General features: G+C 67.1%; 14 protein-coding genes. 7 read left to right on the top strand and 7 right to left on the bottom strand.

Going from position 1 to position 18,148, the window contains the following annotated elements; genetic code table 11:
* Nucleotides 1-90: 90 nt before the first annotated feature.
* The 5 genes from BN423_RS05955 to BN423_RS05935 all read right to left on the bottom strand — a co-directional run bounded on the left by BN423_RS05955 (nt 91) and on the right by BN423_RS05935 (nt 4,433).
* Nucleotides 91-315: a hypothetical protein gene (locus BN423_RS05955; protein WP_019239352.1), complete on the bottom strand. Its 225-nt coding sequence runs from the start codon at nt 313-315 to the stop codon at nt 91-93.
* A gap of 161 nt (nt 316-476) precedes the next feature.
* Entirely contained in the window at nt 477-2,117 is a 1,641-nt protein-coding gene (locus BN423_RS05950; RefSeq protein ID WP_019239351.1) for a hypothetical protein, read from the bottom strand.
* A 12-nt stretch (nt 2,118-2,129) separates the two neighbouring features.
* Nucleotides 2,130-2,921: an ABC transporter ATP-binding protein gene (locus BN423_RS05945; protein ID WP_019239350.1), complete on the bottom strand. Its 792-nt coding sequence runs from the start codon at nt 2,919-2,921 to the stop codon at nt 2,130-2,132.
* 111 nt (nt 2,922-3,032) lie between these two features.
* Nucleotides 3,033-3,230 (bottom strand): hypothetical protein, encoded by a 198-nt coding sequence (locus BN423_RS05940; protein ID WP_019239349.1) that lies wholly within the window; start codon nt 3,228-3,230, stop codon nt 3,033-3,035.
* Nucleotides 3,231-3,398: 168 nt separating this feature from the next.
* The gene (locus tag BN423_RS05935; RefSeq protein ID WP_019239348.1) at nt 3,399-4,433 is read right to left on the bottom strand and encodes an SPFH domain-containing protein; all 1,035 of its coding nucleotides are present in this window, start codon (nt 4,431-4,433) and stop codon (nt 3,399-3,401) included.
* 774 nt (nt 4,434-5,207) lie between these two features.
* Here BN423_RS05935 and BN423_RS05930 point away from each other — a divergent pair.
* The 5 genes from BN423_RS05930 (at nt 5,208) to BN423_RS05910 (ending at nt 10,958) form a co-directional block, all read left to right on the top strand.
* Complete coding sequence (locus BN423_RS05930; protein WP_019239347.1) at nt 5,208-5,495, top strand: hypothetical protein; 288 nt, start codon at nt 5,208-5,210, stop codon at nt 5,493-5,495.
* Between the two features lie 206 nt (nt 5,496-5,701).
* Entirely contained in the window at nt 5,702-6,613 is a 912-nt protein-coding gene (locus BN423_RS05925) for a vWA domain-containing protein (protein ID WP_019239346.1), read from the top strand.
* 83 nt (nt 6,614-6,696) lie between these two features.
* The gene (locus BN423_RS05920) at nt 6,697-7,740 is read left to right on the top strand and encodes a protein phosphatase 2C domain-containing protein (protein ID WP_019239345.1); all 1,044 of its coding nucleotides are present in this window, start codon (nt 6,697-6,699) and stop codon (nt 7,738-7,740) included.
* A gap of 13 nt (nt 7,741-7,753) precedes the next feature.
* Nucleotides 7,754-9,520, top strand: a complete 1,767-nt coding sequence (locus BN423_RS05915) for a hypothetical protein (protein WP_019239344.1) — start codon at nt 7,754-7,756, stop codon at nt 9,518-9,520.
* 64 nt (nt 9,521-9,584) lie between these two features.
* The gene (locus BN423_RS05910; RefSeq protein WP_026089020.1) at nt 9,585-10,958 is read left to right on the top strand and encodes a transglutaminase domain-containing protein; all 1,374 of its coding nucleotides are present in this window, start codon (nt 9,585-9,587) and stop codon (nt 10,956-10,958) included.
* Between the two features lie 24 nt (nt 10,959-10,982).
* Here BN423_RS05910 and BN423_RS05905 read toward each other — a convergent pair whose 3' ends face one another.
* Both BN423_RS05905 and BN423_RS05900 read right to left on the bottom strand, forming a co-directional pair.
* Complete coding sequence (locus BN423_RS05905; protein WP_232385515.1) at nt 10,983-13,004, bottom strand: hypothetical protein; 2,022 nt, start codon at nt 13,002-13,004, stop codon at nt 10,983-10,985.
* Nucleotides 13,005-13,007: 3 nt separating this feature from the next.
* The gene (locus BN423_RS05900; protein ID WP_019239342.1) at nt 13,008-15,962 is read right to left on the bottom strand and encodes a hypothetical protein; all 2,955 of its coding nucleotides are present in this window, start codon (nt 15,960-15,962) and stop codon (nt 13,008-13,010) included.
* A 189-nt stretch (nt 15,963-16,151) separates the two neighbouring features.
* On the opposite strand from BN423_RS05900, the gene BN423_RS05895 reads away from it, so the two are divergent.
* Both BN423_RS05895 and BN423_RS05890 read left to right on the top strand, forming a co-directional pair.
* Nucleotides 16,152-16,724 carry a hypothetical protein gene (locus BN423_RS05895; protein WP_019239341.1) on the top strand — a complete coding sequence of 191 codons (573 nt, stop codon included), beginning with the start codon at nt 16,152-16,154 and terminating at the stop codon, nt 16,722-16,724.
* 46 nt (nt 16,725-16,770) lie between these two features.
* Nucleotides 16,771-18,042, top strand: a complete 1,272-nt coding sequence (locus BN423_RS05890; protein WP_019239340.1) for a hypothetical protein — start codon at nt 16,771-16,773, stop codon at nt 18,040-18,042.
* The last annotated feature ends 106 nt before the right edge of the window (nt 18,043-18,148 follow it).

Genomic DNA, 18,148 nt, shown 5'->3' with positions numbered 1-18,148 from the left:
ACAATTGAACCCGTCCCCAATGACTCAAAGCGAAGCGCCCGCGTCGGGGAGAGACGCGGGCGCTTCTACAAGGAGGACTAAGACCAAGGGCTAGATCGATGCGGCGTAGGGGCGCACCGGCCAGGCCTGGTACGGGGAGGAACCGGGGTCGCCAGAGGCTAGCTTGCGCAGGAACGCTTGGTAGGAGCGGCGCAGGTTGGCGCGCTGGTCTCCGGAGCGCTTGCGCGGCGTGCGCAGCGAGGTGATGCTTCCGCCTGCGCGGCGGTTTCGCGGCGCAGGCTGAACTCGGTCCGCATCCTTGTTCTGGGTTCGCATACGATCTGCTCCTGTTCTGCGTTGCCGGGCTGCAGCCGCGCGGCGGCGCACCCGACGGTCGTGTATCGAATGCTGTTATATATGTACCGCAGCGCGCCGCCGCTAATCGCCGTTCACAGCGAACACATGAGCCGGCAGCGCAGGGGTGCAGTGCGCTCGCGTTACGCCAGGCGCGCGGTGCGGCAGGTGAAGCGGAAGACGAGCCAGCCGCCGAGCATGCCGAGCGCCCCGATGCCGAGGTTCCAGAGCACGCCCGCCGTGACGCCCAGGTTGAGCGAGAGCACGAAGCTCACCGCGCCGCCGCCGAAGGCGAGCACCATGCCGCCCAGGATGACGATCATGATGGGGAAGCCGCGCTTCACGACCTCGTTCGGCGACATCCACGAGAAGTTGGGCTTGCGCGCGTCGCTCGAGAGCCCGATGTTCACCATGAGGAAGAACGCGCCGAACCCCGTGACGAGCACCTCCGCCGCGCCGAGCGCATCGACCTGCCCGCTCACGAGCAGCACGAGGGCGCTCACCGCGAGCGTCGCCGCGACGGGCAGCGCGTTCGACGCGAGCTTCGCGCCCAGGATCGTGCGCACGGGAAGCGGCGCCGCCGCGAGCACCCAGGCGTTCTTCCCCTCGATGGAGACGGAACACGCCGCGCTCGGGCACATGATGCCGCAGAACACGAACGCCCAGGGAAGCGCGTTCGCCACGACGCCCGAGATGGCGCGGTATTCTGCGGCGCTGAGCTCCACCCCGTCGATGACGCCCGAGCCCAGCATGCCCTCGAGCCCTACCACGCTCAGCGCGACGGCGATGACGAGCATGAACAGGTAGCCGAACAGGCAGTTGAACGCGTAGGACGGGATGCCCAGCAGTGTGCGGAACTCCTTGAGGGCGATGGCCTTGAAGGGGGAAGCGGTGCGCCCGCTGCGGTGCCGGAGCTCGCCGGCGGTGAGGGCGCGGCAGCGCGCGTGCGCGGTGAGGGCGGCGTTGATGCGCAGGTAGTTGCGCTGCATGATCTCGAGGGCGAGCGCGGGGACGGCGAGCGAGACGCCGATGAACGCGGCGAGCGCGGCCACCGACCCGTTCGCCACGGCGTCGCCCATCCAGGCGGCGGGCGGCCACCCGAGGCTGAGCAGGCTGCTCATCGCCGCGAGGCCTCCTGCGAGCTGCTCCATGGCCGCGTCGCCGTCCGCTCCCGCGGTGAACGAGAACCCGTAGAGCACGACGACGAGCGCCGTGAACGCGATGAGCGAGATGACGATGTAGACGAGGTTCGCATGGCGGAAGCGCGAGGCGAGCGCGTTCACGCCGAACGCGAGGAAGGTCGCGATGGCGGTGGGGACGGCGGGAGCGAGCAGCACGCTCAGCGCCGCGCACGCGACCGCCCACGGGCTGCATGCCACGCACGCGAGGTAGACCGCCCACACCGGCACGGAGGCGACGGCGCCCATGAACATGGCGCTGGTGTAGAGCGCCGCCACGCGCGCGGCCACCACGGTGCGGCGCGGAACGGGGAGGGACATGACGAGGTCGAAGTCCGTGAGACCGAAGAGCGTGCCGTTGGCCTTGAGGAACGTGAAGACCACGCCGACGAGCGCGCTGAGCGCGACCGCGAAGGCGGGGAGGGCGGAGCCCAGGCCGAAGCTCACGAGCGTGAGGCCCAGCACGGCAAGGTAGAGTGCCGCGAACGCGACGAGGAGCACACCGGCTACCACGGCGAGCGCCATGCCGATGCGGCGCGATCCCGGCGTGAGCGAGCGGATGAGCGCATGCATCTGCACGCGCATGAGGATGAGGAAGGTGCGCATGGGTGCCTCCTGTTAGCGGTGCTCGGACGGGCTGCTGGGGGCAGGTTTGCCCATGGCGCCGGTGCCCGCGCCGCCGTCCTCGACGAGTTCCAGGAAGACCTCCTCGAGCGTATCGTCGCCGCGCACCTCGTCGGTGGTTCCCGCGGCGACGATCTGGCCGTGGCGGATGATGGCGACCTTGTTGCAGAGCTTCTCGACTACTTCGAGCACGTGCGACGAGAAGAACACCGCGCCGCCGCGCGCCGCGAGCTCGTGGAGCATGCGCTTGAGCTCGTGCGAGACGAGCGGGTCCAGGCCGACGAACGGCTCGTCGAGCACGAGGAGCCGGGGCTCGTGGATGAGCGCGCCGATGACGACGAGCTTCTGCCGCATGCCGTGGCTGTAGCTGGCGATGGGGCTCGCGAGCGCGTCCGTGAGCTCGAGGCGGCGCGCGTACTCCTCGATGCGCGCCTGGCGGTCGCGGACGGGGACCTCGAAGATGTCGGCGATGAACGCGAGGTACTGCAGGCCCGTCATGAAGTCGTAGACGTCGGGGTTGTCGGGCACGTAGGCGCAGAGGCGCTTCGCCGCGACGGGGTCGGCGGTGACGTCGATGCCCGCCACGCTGATGCTGCCGCCGTCGATGGGCTGCACGCCCACGATCGAGCGGATGAGCGTGGTCTTGCCCGCGCCGTTATGGCCGATGAAGCCGTAGATGTCGCCGGGTTCGACGGTAAGGGAGAGGTCGCGCACGGCGATGGTGTCACCGTAGCGCTTCTGGAAATGGGAGACGCTGAGGACCGGTGCGTCGGCAGGGGAGTTCATGGGAAGTCGTACCTTTCTATATGGGGCATGGCGCGCCGGCGCTCGCCGCGGCGCTCTCGACGGCTGCGGTCGCGAGATGCACGCCCAACCGAGGCGAGTGCGCGGCGGGCGTCAGTCGTCAGCCTGGTTGTCCCGGCTGTGCGGCGCGTCGCCGCCATCCCGCTTCGGCAGGCGGCCGGCGCGCTTGAGCGCATCGCGCAGGATCCACTCCACCTGGCCGTTCGCGCTGCGCATCTCGTCATCTGCCCAGCGCTGGACAGCCTCCCAGATAGCGGGATCGATGCGGAGTGGATACTGTTTGCGCGCCATACCATCAACTACTTACATATCGAGCGCTCTGGATATCTTCGTTTCGAGTCTGGCTAACCCGCGTCGGGTCTGCGGCACCTTCCCTTGCGCGCATTCCCGCAGCCGCAGGCGAGGACGCGCGCGAGGGAAGGCGCCGCAGACCTCGCCCAAGTGGTTAGTGCAGCGAGCCTAGTACAGCGAGCCCGCGTTCACGATGGGGTGCGCCTCGCTCTCGCCGCAGAGCACCACCATGAGGTTCGACGCCATCTGCGCCTTGCGCTCATCGTCGAGGTCGATCTTGCCGTGGCTGCCGAGTTCGTCCACGGCCATCTCGACCATGGTGACGGCGCCCTCGACGATCTTCTTGCGCGCGGCGATGACGGCCTCGGCCTGCTGGCGGCGGAGCATCGCCTGGGCGATCTCGGGCGCGTAGGCGAGGTGCGTGAGGCGCGCGTCGTCCACGGCGACGCCGGCGGGCGCGAGCCGCTGGGTGAGCTCGTGCTTGAGCGCGGTCGAGACTTCCTCGATGTTCGAGCGCAGCGTAATGGACTCCATGGAATCCGACGAGTCTTCCGCGTGGTCGTAAGCGTAGATGCTCGCCACGTGGCGGAGCGCCGTCTCGGCCTGCGTGGCCACGAACTGCTCGTAGTTGTCCACGTCGAAGAGGGCCTTGGCGGTGTCGGACACGTGCCATACCACGACGTTGGCGATCTCGATGGGGTTACCCATCTTGTCGTTCACCTTGAGGATCTCGCCGTTGAGCGTGCGGGCTCGGACGGAGATTTTGGTGGAGAGGCCGCTCGCCGCCTTGGACGCCGCCGAGATCTGCTTGCCGAGCGAGAGGCCGGACTTGCTGAGCACCTCGGCCGTGGCCTCCTCGGAGGAGGAGCTGCCGCCCATGCTGCGGCTATAGAAGGGGTTCGCCCAGCGGAAGCCCTCGTCGCGGACGGTGCCCTTGTAGTTGCCGAAGAGGATGCACACGCGCGCCTGGCCGGGCTGCAGCGTGAAGAAACCGGAGACGGGGATCCAGATCAGGCAGAACGCGGCGATGCTGAGGCCCAGGCCCCAGCCCGCGAGGGGGCTGATGGGCAGGCCGGCCTCGTCCGCGGTCGCCATGCTGATGATGCTGAGAACGAACGCCGCGATGATGATCACGAAGGCGACGAGCACCCCGATGAGCACTCCCCAACCGGCGGTCGCTTTGATCTTCTTCTCTACGCTCACTGTGGTTCCTTTCGAAATGCGCCGAGCTGTTCCGTTCGGCGTCGCCCCGGTTTCCTTCGGGGGGGGGGGCAGCTCCCCGGCCACGTGCCCGTGCGCTCGTGGTGATGCCATTGTGATATCACATTGCTATCAGGTCAACTACCGTTCGCCGAATCGGTGAACGGTAGGGCGGGGTGCTGGGCGCGGGGTTGTGCTCGGTGGGCGGGAAATCCGGTGCAGAGGGGCGGATTGATGGGTTGTTTTCCCCGCAAAACCCCTCCATCCCGCCCCGGCGCCGCCCCCCGATTCCCAAAGTGCGCGAAACGAGCGGTTTATGCGGGGGTGGCCAAGTAGTCGGGAAAACGGCAACCTCGCTACCTGCGCTTTTTCTGGCGCGCAACCCCTTGCTACTTGAGGGGGTGCCTATAAAACGTTCGTTTCGCGCACTTTGGGAATCGGCTCGCCTGTTCGCGAGGCAAAACGGGCGGATACGGCAGCAAAATCCAATGCCGCGGGCAGAGCGTGACTGCGGCTCAATACATGCTTAGCGTGAGCTCGCTGACATCACGGGGTATGGGTACTCGCGTATCACACCCATATTAACCTGCGGTTCCGGTAATCTGCGCGGCGCTCCCGGTTCCCTCCCGGCGGCTTCCGGATATGGGGCGCGCCCTCCCGGCGAGAATCATGGCAACCGAAGCCGGAGCGCCACATCGCAACCAACGCAACGCAGCTCGAAGGCAACGGGCGGATGGCCACCGCGACTTACCGAGACTCTGGGAGAAAGGACACATCATGAATTGGGGTTGGTATTCATACGACATGGATGCAGACGAAAACGATTACGAGTCCGGTGCTGATTCGTACCCTACCAATGATGGCGACACCGATTACTGCGCCAAGACAGTCGTCTATGGCAACGGAACAGTTGCCCACTTCGAGGGGATCGACGGCGACTTTGAGACCGGTCACACCCATGAGGTCTACAGCGATTTGGACAGCTACATGTACGGGGGCGAGCCCACGTGGTCTCGCGACGCCGACGATCCCGAAAGCTACGGTCGCGATTGGACGGAGCGCTAGCGCGAATACCCATGCCATCGCAGGTAAAGCGATGGCGCCCCTCACGCCGCGGCGGGCAGTCGATGCCATGTCCGTCGCCGCACATCTTCTTGACGAACAGGGGGCCGGGCTTGCCCGGAGAAGAGGCCCCGGCCCTCCGTTCATGTTGTCTATCCCCATGAAGCAATTTGTGTCATTGCACCTCGTGTGCAGAAAGGAGCACCCCCATGTTCAACAACACTGTGCGCGACGCCGGGCTCGCCCGCGCGAACGGTACGACCGTCCTTGATACGTCTACGAGCCGCAACGTGCTCGACGTTATCTTGCTGTTCGATGTTTCGGTCTCTGAGGACGAGCGCGCCGCCGGGCCGGACAGCCCGCGCCGCATCGATTTGCTCAGCGATGCTGCTCGCACGATCGTTGAGACAATCGCAAAGGAAGATGACGTGAACGAACAGGTGCGCATCTGTCTGATGACGTTCAGCGAGACCATCAAAGTCTACGTGAACGGCAAACCCGTCACGGTAGATGATGCGACGTACGAGGAGTTCCTCAAGGCGTACCGGAACGACCCGGGTGCCAACCACGGCAAGATGCGCGCCACGGCGCAGACGTACTTCTGCCGCCCGCGTGACGTGGTGCTGCCCGTCTTTGCGACCGAGGGCGGTACGGATCTCAATCGCGCGGAACAGTTTGCCCTTGCTGTCGAGAGCGTGCACGTGAACGGTGACTACGAACTCAACCAGGAGCACTACCAGAGCATCGTCGCCATCGTGAGCGATTTTGAGGCGATTGTGACCCCCGAGGTGGCCAAGGACGCCGCCAAGCGCGATGACGGACAGCTCGTGATCTGGGGTTTCTCGACCATCCCCGTCAACCCGAAGGACCCAAACTTCCGTCGCCCGTGGCCCTATTGGTGCCCGCAGGAAGCGATTCCGAATCCCGACCGCTTCCTTGCGGTGAAGACCAGCAACGACCTTGAAGACGGATACCAGCAGTTCGCGAATCTCGCTGCGTGCGCGATCCGTGTGCGCACGCAGACGAGCCCGGGAGAGAAACCCGTGGTCGAGCCCGAGATGGATCCCCTCCAGGATCCCGACAACAAGCTGATCGTCCCCAAGCTCGACAGCTTCTTCTAGAGAGACGTCGAAATAGCATGCTGAGCCCCGCCCCCCGTGCCGCGCCGCGACGGGGCGGGCGGGGCGGATGAAGGGAAGGGGATATGATCAAGCGCTTTTGGTATTGCGCACGGGGGATCGACCACGTGCGAACTAACGATCCCTGCCAGGATGCGTACCTCTCGGTACGGCACGGCAAAAATATGGTATTTGGCATAGGAGACGGTCCAGGAAGCCGTCCGCACTCAGAGCGGGGATCGCGCCGCGCGGTTGCCTCGGCGGTTCTGTACACGGCAAACCATCTGAGCGATGACCTCGCTCCGCGCGACGTGGAGGAGGTGCTGCGCAGGGCGTTTCTGGTGTCGTATCACGAGGTCTGCGAACTTGCGCGCCAAGCGGGCGAGGACGTGTCGGAGCTCGATACGACGCTCTGCCTGGGCGTATGGGACGGCAACCGTCTGAGCTTTGGACAGGCGGGCGATTCGGGCATGGTGGCCGCGCTCGCGGACGGCACCTACGTGGCGGTTACGCGGCAGCAGCGCACGGCGGATGGCTATTTGATCCCCTTGCGCTTTGGGCCGGATACGTGGGAGTTCGGTACGGTCGAGGCCGATGTCGCCGCAGTGCTCGTGGCGACGGACGGCCTTCTGGAGCGCGTATGCCCGCGGTTGCTGGCCGATACCGACAAGCCGGTGTATGTGCCGCTCGCGCAGATCCTTATGCATCACACCGAGAAGGACGTGGAGGAGCTTCGCACGGCGCGGCACGCGTGGCGGGCGTTTGTGCGGGAGGATCCCCGCATGCACACGACGGACGATGCCACGATGCTGGTGTTCTTTGATCCGGAGCACCCGCCCGCGCTCAGGGACGAGTCGTATTACGAGGAACCCGATTGGGAGACGCTCCGCCGGGAGCTGCGGGAGCGTGTCATGCGGCGGTGGATGGGCGAAGCGGTGGCTGCGCCAGCGAGGGACGAGCCGGATGCAGCGGGTACGGCGCGTGCACTGCCGGACGACCCCGGTGCGGCGTTGGCGGACGAGTCGGGCGTGGTGCCCACGGCGGAGAAAGCGAGCGCCGCCCTGTGCGCTCCCACGTCTGCGCCCCGTTGCGCGCAGGATGCCGAGAAAGATTCCGCAGAGGCGCGGTAGAAGGAGGTGCACGATGCGGGTAGTGACCGTTGCGGGCCAGCGCCTGACACTCGAGGACGAGCCGTTTGCCCAAGGCAGCGAAGGCACGCTCCACGATATCCGCGGCAAGGCGGACTACGTGGCAAAGCTCTTTCCCAGCGCGCGGTTGGCGGCAACGCGCGAACCCAAGCTCAAGGCCCTGTGCCGTCTGCCCGAGATGTGCTCTCTGCCACCGAATCTCTGCTGGCCGCTCAACCTGCTCTATGACGAGCAAGGTATGTTCCGGGGCTTTGTTATGAAGCGCCTGGGGCAGCATATGACACTCAACAAGCTCTTTGAGTACCCGCAGAGCAAGGCTATGATCAACCAACGGGTTGCCGCGCTCATCTCGCTGGCCAACACGCTCGGTCGCATGCACCTGTGCGGCGTTGCCATGGGCGATCCGGGGCCGCAGAACATCCCCGTCCTCGCCGATTGCACCGTGCAGCTCATCGACGTGGATTCGTTTGCGGTCAAGATGCCCGACGGCGTGACGTACCCCTGCCTCGGCTGCACGCCGGAGTATGTGGCACCGGAGCTGCTGCGTGCCGCCAAGGGCATGAGCTATGCGCAGACGGGCATTCCCTTCGACGCGTGGACGGACTGCTACGCGCTCGGCGTGCTTGTCTACCGCGCGCTGTTCTTGGGAAAGCATCCCTCGTCCTACGCGTTGCAGCCGGGGGCGTCGGGCGCGGATGTCATGCCGCCGTTGCGCGAGCGTGAGGAGCGCGGGTGGGTTGCCGCGTTTGTGCCGCGTCCTCAGCTGTGTTTCCCGGCCGGCGAGCCTTCGATGGACGCGTTTCCGCCGTATCTAGTCGAGGCATTCCGTCGCACGTTCGTGGACGGCTATGCGGATCCACACCGGCGCACGACGGCTTTCGAGTGGCAGGAGATTCTCACACGCTACCTCGGTGAGCTTGTCGATTGTCCTGTGGATGAGCGGCACGCTCATTGGCGGGGTGCGACCGAGTGCCCTTATTGTGCGGCCGAGGAGCGCAGCCGCGCGCTCACGAATGCGATGCGCGCGCAAGCGGGGCTTCCGCCCCTGCAGGCGCCGCACACGCGCAAACAGCAAGGTCGCCGGGCGCGGAAGGGCGCACAGCGGGTGAGCGGCACGTCTGGCGGCGGGAGTTCGGGCGGTGCGAGGGGAGGCGGCGCAAAGACGACGAGTGCTCAGGCTGCGGTCTCAGGGGCTGCCAGCTCTGCGACGGGGTCGCGCGCGGCTTCGGCCACCTCGGCCGCTGGAGGTGCGGCGCGCACGGCGGCGAGCGTTGCGGCACCGTCGCTGAACGTCGCGGCGCGCGGCGGCTCCGGTGCCTTGTCTGCGGCAGCCGCCGCGGGTAAGGGCCGTGGGTTGCAGACGCGCGCGATCAACGCGTTCAACCGGGTGCCCGTACGCTGGGCGCGGTGGCTCTGCGTGGCAGCGTCGTACCTCACGATCTACTTCGTCCAGCCCACGAGCGTGTTCCAGAACTTCGTGTACTTCTGCGTGGGCATGTGCTCGGACGTCGAGCTCCTCGTGACGGGGCTCGCGGGCTTCATCGCGGGGTGGAAGACGGCGAAGTCAGACGCGCGCACAAACAAGCCCATCGCGTACCGGTTCTTCGACGCGGTGGCGGCGACGCTCATCGCCATGGTGGTCGCGACGCTTGTGGGCGCAGTGCTCTGCCTGCTCATCGGCGACACGGCGCCGTTCGGTGGGCTGTTCAAGAGCACGTATGAGTATCAAGGCGCGGCACGGGCGTTGTGGCTCGGCCGTTGAGATGGAGGAACCGGCCGCCTGCCGCCTTCGGGGTGCAGGGATGCGGCCGATGAAGGAGGAAACGATGGCAACGTATGAGATTTCGGCAGATTCGATCAAGCGAGCGTTTGGTCGCCTCGCGCGTACGACGGACGCGGCGGTGCGCGGTGCGGTAGACGCGGTGCGCAAGCTGGAGGGGGAGGCGACCGCAGGGCAGGCGGCGAGCGATGCGCAGGCGATGGGTATGGGACAGGCCCCGGGCGAGGCGAGCGCGCAGGTGGCGGACGCGCAGGTACCAAGCGCGCCGGTGAGCGCCGTTCCCGATCCCGAGCCCACGACCCGCGAAGCGCCTGTTGCGACGGCCACCCCGGTCGAGCCCGCGGCGAGCCCCAAGCCCGCCGCCTCGCCCGCCCCGCGCCCGCTCGCGGAGTACGCCCATCAGGGTTGCTGCACGTTCGAGCGCGACCGCCTGAGCGCATCTGCGCGCCGCGCGTACCAGGCCATCCTTGACGGGGTGCTCGCCTATCGCCCGCGCATCCAGCTCTTCGGCGTGACGGAGGCGGAGATCGACGATGCCTACGAGGCCATGCGCCGCAGCACCCCCGAGGTGTTCTGGCTCGACGGCTACGGCTTGCAATGCGTCTCGCAGATGGGGCGCATCTGGGAGCTTGAGCCGAGCTACCGCATCGACCGCGACGAGGCCGCGCGTCTGCTTGCCGAGATGGAGGAGCGGTCGCGCCCACTCATCGACGCCCTCGCCCAGCTTCCCGCGCCCGAGCAACGCGTGCAGGCGGCGCACAACGCGCTCATCCTGAACGCGGTGTATAGCGACACGGGCGATCCGTTCGAGTACACGGCCGTCGGCGCGCTCGTGCGAGGCAAGGCGGTGTGCAGCGGCTTCGCGTACGCCTTCAAGTACCTCATGGATCGCCTGGAGGTGCCCTGCCTCGTGGTGCGCGGTACGGCGGCGAGCGCCCCGAGCTGGGACGACCCCGAGCGGCACTCGTGGAACCTCGTTGAGCTGGACGGGCGCTGGACGCACGTAGATGTGACGTACGACCTGGGTTTCTCGCGCGCCAAGCGCTACCCGCACCTTGCCTACCTGGGCGTTTCGGACGAGGAGATCGCGCCCACGCACAGGTGGGAGCGTGACGCCCTCCCGGCGGCGACGCTTTCGCTCGGGTGCTATCGTCGCCGCGGACGCTGTGTGAGCGGGTGGGACGAGCTCGCGGGGCTCTTCGACCTCACGCTCGCGCGCGATCGCCGTTGCGCGTTCCAGCTGGACGAGCGCCTCGCGCGTTCCGGCATCGAGCCGGGCGCACCGATCGAGCCCGAGGTCATTGCCCAGAAGATCTACGACGTCGCGGGCGCGTCGATCCGGGGTTCGATTACCGAGCCGGTCACGCTCGCGCTCATCCGCGACGACGTGATGCACGTGTACGAGGTGACGGTGGAGTAGGGGCAGGCGACGGGGAGGCGCGGGCTACAGCGCCTCCCCGTCGCCGATGGCGCGCAGCACGAGAGCGGCGTTGTCGCAGGCGGGCGCGGGCGCGTGGAGCAGCTCACGCAGGTAGCCGACGTGCTCGGCAGCCGTTTCGGCGTCAAGCGGATGCACGAACTCGTACGATTCCGGCCATGTGCCGTTGCAGCCCGCCCACCATTCCCACGCCTCGGGCGGAACCCCGTCTGTGCGGAGGTTGTAACGCAGCGATGCGCGTACCACGGCGTCGACGTACGGCTCGGATGCCGCGCGCTGCCAGAGTGCCGTGTCTTCTTGAACTGCTGTTTCGCGCAGGGTGTCGGGGTCGAGGCGGATGCCGTATGCCGCGAGCATGTTGCCCAGAATCCGACGCCTCGCGACCTTGCCGCCGGCGAAGACACCGCTGGCTGGGATGGCGAGGAGGAGCAGGATGAGGCTATCGAGCGCCTCGTGCACCAAGTAGGCGCAGCGCTGTTCGACGAGGTTCGCGAACACCGCGAAGATGAAGTTCTCCCAGGCGTCCGGCGGCAGGCACCCGGCGTACGAGAAGAGCAGGTCGGCCAGGCTATCGCGGTCGCTCCGCCGCAGGGTGGACGCTGCCTCATGGGCGAGAAAGCTCAAACCCAGCCGCTCGGCGGTGAGGTGGAGCGTCTCCGAGCCGGTGCTCGGATCCACCTCGAGGACGAACATGCTCGGTAGCAGCGGGTTTTCCAGCATGATGTTCAGCAGGTTCCGCATGCTCGGCTTCCACGTGTCCGGGTTGAAGAAGAGCTCCCGCGCGACCTCATGCTCCGCGACGGGTTCGGCGCCGTTGCTCGCGATGAAATTGAGGAAACGGTCGCCGATGAGCTCGTGCATCCGCGCGACATCGACGAGCGACGCTCCGCGGTCGCCGTCGCGCAAGAGGGAGTACCCCGGTTCGAGGAAACCGCGCGCCATGAGGTAGGCGCGCAGCACGCGCTCGATGTCGACGACTGCCCGCTCGGGTATGCGCTCGCGCAGATTGCGGCAGAGCTCCTCGATGTCCCGGGGTTCCTCCCCATCGCGCTGCATGGCGACGAGAGCGCACGCGATATCGAATGATGCGATGTTGCGGGGGATAGCATTGGCGTGCTCCGATGCCAACGCGTCTTGCCCGCTCGAGTTCGCTGCTTGGGGCAGCGTCATCCCGAGGCGGTCGAGCGCCGCGCACATGCGCTGGAAACGCCCACGTGCGCGCTCCACCACAGCGTGCGGGCTATCGTGTGGCGCACACCATCGCTCCCAGGCGAGCAGGAACATGTGGAGCTGTTCAGGCGCGGAGGACGCATCGATGCAGACGCGCTTGTCAAGGGTGCTTTCGGAAAAAGGCAGGTGCTCGAAGGCATGATCGCCTGTGATGGTGATGATGACGAGCTGATCCACGAGGTGCAGGTGTGTGCTCGCGTGAGCGAATAACCCCAGGTATTTGAGGCGGTCGCGCACGTTTCCGTCCAGAAAGCCTGTGCCGTCGAGCACGAGCACGTTCGGGAAGGCGAGCATCTCCGCTTGGCTGGTGGGCGGGCTCGCGGGGGTGCGCGGTGCCTGCGCGGGGCGTACGTTGCGGGCGTCCAGGTAGGGGAGCGACTGCGCCATGAGCTCGGTGATGGACAGGAGGGAGCCCGCTTCCGAGGTGGATGACCAAGGCGGCAGCTCGCGCATGTTGAGGTAGCCGACGGTCGGGTGCTTCTTGTCCGTGAAGGAGGTACCGAAGAAGTTCCGCCGTTGGGCGGGGGTGTGCCCAAGCAGGCTCGCGATGAGCGACGCGCGGAAGATGCTTGCAGGCAAGCCCTCGCGCACGGTGATGTTCACGCTGCGGAAGGGGACGCCGTGCAGTTGGCCATAATTCGGTGTCGGACACTTTTTTATCACCGACAGGGGGAAGCAAGAGGCGGCGAGCCAGTCGAGGCGGTTCGCGCGCGGGCTCCATACGCTGCGCATGAGCGGTGGCGTCTGCTCGATGCGCCGCCGCAGCTGGGAGTGATATGTCGGCCAGCTCCACGCCATGGGCTATGCCGAGAGGTCTGTAAGGCGCGCTTCCCACAGCTCGACCTCGGGTGCGCGCGGGCATGGGCGGCCGAAGTCGAAGCGCCGGGCAGCGCGGAGCATGCGCACGGCGAAATCGTGCTCGCATTGCAACTCGCTCACGTCGAAGAGCACCGTATTGCAGAGGGAGCGGTAGATGACGCTTTGCATGCTTTGGTAGCGTGGGTTGCGTGCGGAGAGGATGAGCAGCAGGGCGTAGGCAGGCGCGGGATCGGGTGAGGCAGTAGGGTCGGCGCGCGTCGTGGCTTCAGCGGCCACCGTTCGGACACCGGCGTTTAGCAGGGAGCCGATCTGCTGGCCGATTTTCTGGGAGAGCTCGTCCGTCTTCTGCGCGGCATACGATCCGAGGGAGGCGAGGACGTGGCGGGCGGCGAAGAGCGCGCGCATGAGCGGAGATTCGAACGAGACGCAGCCCTCGTGCACGGCGAGCACGCCGCGCCGCGTGACCATGCGATCGATGACATCCGCCTGTTTCGTGTTGTCGTCCGTCGTGCCGCCGCGAGCCTCGTCTTCGTATGTCGCATAGGTGCTCACGAACGTCTGCACGGGCAAGCCGTCGCCCGTCTGCGTTTGCGCGGGGTCGGTGAGGATACCGCACGTAAGCTCGAAGGCGATGCGCTCGAGCACCTGCTCGTCGTAGCCGTAGAGGTCTTGATTGGGGAGTTTGGGCAGGAGGGCGGCGAGCTCGTCGAGCACGGCGAAGGCCGTCGTCCCGTTGCGGGGGCTCGTGCGCAGGAGTGCTCGCACGAGCGCGGTGAGGACGAGCGGGTTCGCAACGATGTCTCCGAAGCCGGGTGTTTCGGCGATGGCATCGAAGCCCAGCGGAGATGCGAGGTCATCCGTGTCGTCTGACGTGCTGCCGGGTTCGGCAAAGGCTTCGACCAGGCGACCGAAGAGTGCGCGCTGCCGTGGAAGGTCGAAGGGTTCGAGCGCTACGATGGTGCCACGCACGAGCTGTTCGACCAGGGTCTCGCTCTCACCTTCGAGCGGGCGGCTCGTCACGATGAGGTGGCGGATGCGGTAGGCATTCACCAGAGCGGTGAGCTGCTCGATGTAGCGCCTGCGCACCTCAAGTGGCACTTCGTCTATGGAGTCCACGATGACGAGCGCGTCGCGCGATTTCAAGAGCTCGATAAAGAGGCCGCGCGCTTCGGTTTCGTCATCTGCCGCCGCGGCGCGGAACGGGTCTTTGAGGGTGTCGGGGAGCTGGCGGTAAAGGAGGTGCGCGAACGCGTCGGCATCGAGCGGCGGGGCGTCTTTTACCAACGCTTCGAAGCCACTGCCTGCAAGGTCTGCCTCCGGCTGCGCGATGAGCACCGGCGTCCAGTCCATGAGGGGCACGCCGCGCACGTCGCCGGCGATGAGCGAGAAGAGCGTCGCATCACCCGCGGTGCGCGCTTGTGCGATTCCGGCAGCGAGGCCTTTCACGTAGGTGGTCTTGCCCATGCCCGACCCCGCCTGGATAAGCAGGCGCGCGGTGCCGCGGCGCTCGTCTTCCTCGGCGAGGTATGCGAGGATGGCCGCGGGGTTCGCCGCGGTGCTGAGGTCGCTGCGCGCCCCCGGGCCGCGCCGCCGGCCTGTGCCGCTCAGGGACTGTTGCATATGGAAGGCGGGCGGAACGTAGAGCTCCTCATATGAGGCCTGGTCGCCCGCAGTGCCACGCATGTCGAGCATCTCGCTCCAAGCAGCGACGCCCGCCAGGTAATGCTGCGCTCGGGATGCCGTCGCGCGCGCCGTGCCGCCCGAGAGCTCGTCAAGATGGTCGGCGAGCGCCCTGCCCGCGGCATGCGCGCGTCCGAGCAGCAGGCGCACGAGAGCGCACGTCACGACGGCGGCGTATCCGCACGGGGTGCTCGGCCAGGAATAGACCGTCGCGAGCTCGGTGCGCTCCTCAGGCTCGAGCAGCGGCGCACCGGTGCCGGGCTTGTCATGTGCGCCTCGTACCTCGGCCGCGAGCAGGGAGCGGCGCAACTCGTCGCATATCTGCCCGGTGTTCAAGCGCCGTTCGCCCAGCCGCTTCTCCACCTCGCATGCGATGGCGAAGGGCAGGCACACGGCGAAGTCGAGCGCGAGGCGGAGTCCCGTGCGCATGCCGTCGCCCGTGCTCGTCTGGCTTCCGAGCTGCCGGGTGTCGAAGAGCGTGTCCAGACGGTTCTCCTTGTATTGCCGGTGCCAGAAGTACTCCTCGTTGAAGTGGGCGTTCTTCCAGTCGGCTACATTCGAGTAGCGTCCGAGGAACGCGAGGCGCTTCTCGATGAGATTATCTGCTGTGGTCGCCTGGGCAAGCAGCTCGCGCGTCTCGGAGGAGTCGCGGTAGCCGTCGAGGTCGGTCGCGTCGAGCGTGATGCCGCCGAAGGGGCGCGACCGCAGGATGAGCTCGCCATTGGGGCCGATGCCGCGCTGACAGAATTGGTCGGTGAGCTGTGGGCGCTTTTTGGCGTCGAGGCCATCGAGCTGGCGCAGGCCGTAGAACCACAGCCCTTTGGCGTAGTCGCCGAACGAGGCGTAAGGCTGCTCGGGGATGCGCGCGTCGCGCGTGGTGGAGAGCAGGCGGCAGAGTTCGTCGAAGAGGTCGCGCGGGAGGAGCTGTGCCAGGCCGGGCGCGGGGGCATCGGGCGTGGGGTCGCCTGAGGGCTCGGGGTCGGCCGTGGCATTCGGGTCGTGCTCGGCCGCTTCGGTCGCCTCGCCCCAGAAGTAGGCGTCGAGCGCGCCCCGGTGGTAGTCGTCCCACGCATGGTAGGCCTTGTAGGCATGCCGCCTCGCGGGCTCATCGGGGTTGGGCGGGAAGCTCGCCCCGACATGCGTCTCGATCCACTTGGAGAGCTGCGGCGCCGTCGCCCGCTCGATGACGCCGTGCTCGATGAGCGGCTGCCACAGGGCTTCCATCAGCGCGAACGCTTGTTGGTACACGTCGGGCATCGCGGCCTCCTCTCCTCTGCCTGCACCTGCATTATAGCCGTATACCTGCGCTTCCGGTGTTGCGTCGCGCGCTCCCGGCTCGCTCCCGGCACGTGAGGCGCCCCCGCGCCGCGACCCGCGGGTACCTTGGCACCAGCGGCGCGCGGTGCGCCGCACACGTGGAAGGCAAACGACAGGAAGGAGCGCATCATGGCTCATCGGGGAGGTCGCGATCGCTCGGAGCGTTCGATGCTCGAGCGGCTGTGCAAGGCGGCGCTGGGGGAGTACCCCGAGCACATCTACATCGATATCGAGACGTATTTCGATCCCGAGGAGTTCGGTTGGGAGGACATCATGCCCAAGAAGGGTTCCACGACCGCGGAGCATATGCTCGCCGGTACCGGCAAGCGCTACCTCACGCTCGCGAGTCCGGAGTACTGGATTATGGAGGCCGGCTGGGTGGCAGCGCTCGGCTGCGCATGGGCGACGGTCTGCACGCTTGCGTGGCACGGGTTCTTCTTCCAGCGGCTGCTCGAGAGCGTCGTGCCCGGCGACGAGTGCCTGCTCGTCATCTGCCAAGCCATCGGGTTCATGGCGGGCGGGTTGGTGGCGGCAAACCAGTGGACGCGCCCCTTGCAGCATGCGCTTCCGCGCGTCGTCCTTGCGGCGGCCGTGGGGTTCGCTGTGGCGGTGCTCGTCGTGACGGGGTTACTTGCGTACCACATCGCGATGCTCTCGCCGTTGGGCTATCCCATGGCGTGGGACGGGTTCTTGCGGTGGTAAATGACTTGGTTGAGGTTTTGTTCACGAACCGTTGGGAGGGTTCGATATGGCGGTGAAGCCTGATGTGCGGGCGCTGACGCTCGATGACTATGGCGGCGATCGCACGGTGCGCGCGGCGTTGAGCGCGCGGCTCGACCGGTGTCTCGAGAACATTGCGATGCTCGGGCGCGTGCTCGGCATGATGGAGATTGCCTTGCAAGGCAGGGGTGATGTCGGGCTCGCCTATATCGAGGGGTGCATGGCGCGCGAGCGCGCGCTTGCTGCCGAGGTGCGCGCGGACGCCGCGTTCTTGGCGGAGCTGCTCATCGCGACGCTGCGGGCGCGCGGGGACGAGCGGCTCACCTTCTGGACGATGCACCTGCGGGGCATCAGGGGAGTGCGTGCGCAGGATGCCGCGGTGCGCTCCGTCATGGACGATGCGCGCGACCTTGCGCGCTTCGCTGAGGTCGGGCAGGTTGTCGAGCGACTCGCTGCCGACCGCTCCGCGCTCGCGTTGCCCTCGTTCGACCTCATCGTGGATGCGGATGACGTGGATATGGACACGGTGCCCGAGCGCTGCCGCACGTGGTTTCCGGCGCCGGCGATGCGGTCGCGCTCGGATGCCCTGCGGCTCATCCAGCTCGTGATGGGCGCGGGATTCAGCAGCTCCGACGGTGCCGCACAGGAGCTGCGCGCCGCATGGAACGAGGGGCTTCCCGAGATCGAGCTCGCCGGGGGCGAGACTGCGGTGCTCCTGCCGTCGAAGCTGCGCGAGTTGTATACCGGACCGCGTGAGGAGGCGTGGTGCCGGACGCGGGCGCGGCTGGCCGATGCGCCGCGGGAGCGCGGGCTCGCGGCGGCGGACGCGTATCGCTTCGCGCCGCCCGAGGGCGATCGGGCGCGCTATGCGGTGCTGACGGGCACGTTTACGGGAGCGCCCGAGATCGCTGCCGGCGCGGAGGGCGTGCGCGTCGACCTTGCGGCGTGCTCGGGGGCCGAGGAGCCCTATGCGTTCCTCATGCCGGATCTCTACGGCGAGCCCGCTGTTGCGATCGTGCCGGCGACGCGCATGTGGACGAAGCTGCGCGATGTGTGCGAGATCACCGATGTGGACATGTCGGGGCGGATCGGCGCGCTCCTTTCCGCAGAGTATGTCTCCTGCGAGCAGGGGTGGGTGCTCGTGCCGTGCTCGGTGCTTGAGGCGGCGGGCATCCCTGCGGATACGCGCTCGTTCACGCTTGTCGGAGAGGGTACGTGTTTCGAGCTGTGGCCGACGGATGATTGGGACGCGCGCCGCACCCTTTATGTCGATGACCTCGCCGCGCTGTTCGAGGATTGATGGGACGGGGGCGCCGCTGTAGTGGGTGGGGTCTTCTTGATCGAGGCCGAAGGTTCCCGCGAAACCTTCCATCCCGCCGCGGAGGCGCCTCCCGATTCCCAAAGTG

The organism is Enorma timonensis (assembly GCF_000321165.1).
In the GTDB taxonomy this organism is placed as follows: Bacteria; Actinomycetota; Coriobacteriia; order Coriobacteriales; family Coriobacteriaceae; genus Enorma.
This window is presented reverse-complemented; position numbering and strand designations above follow the sequence as displayed.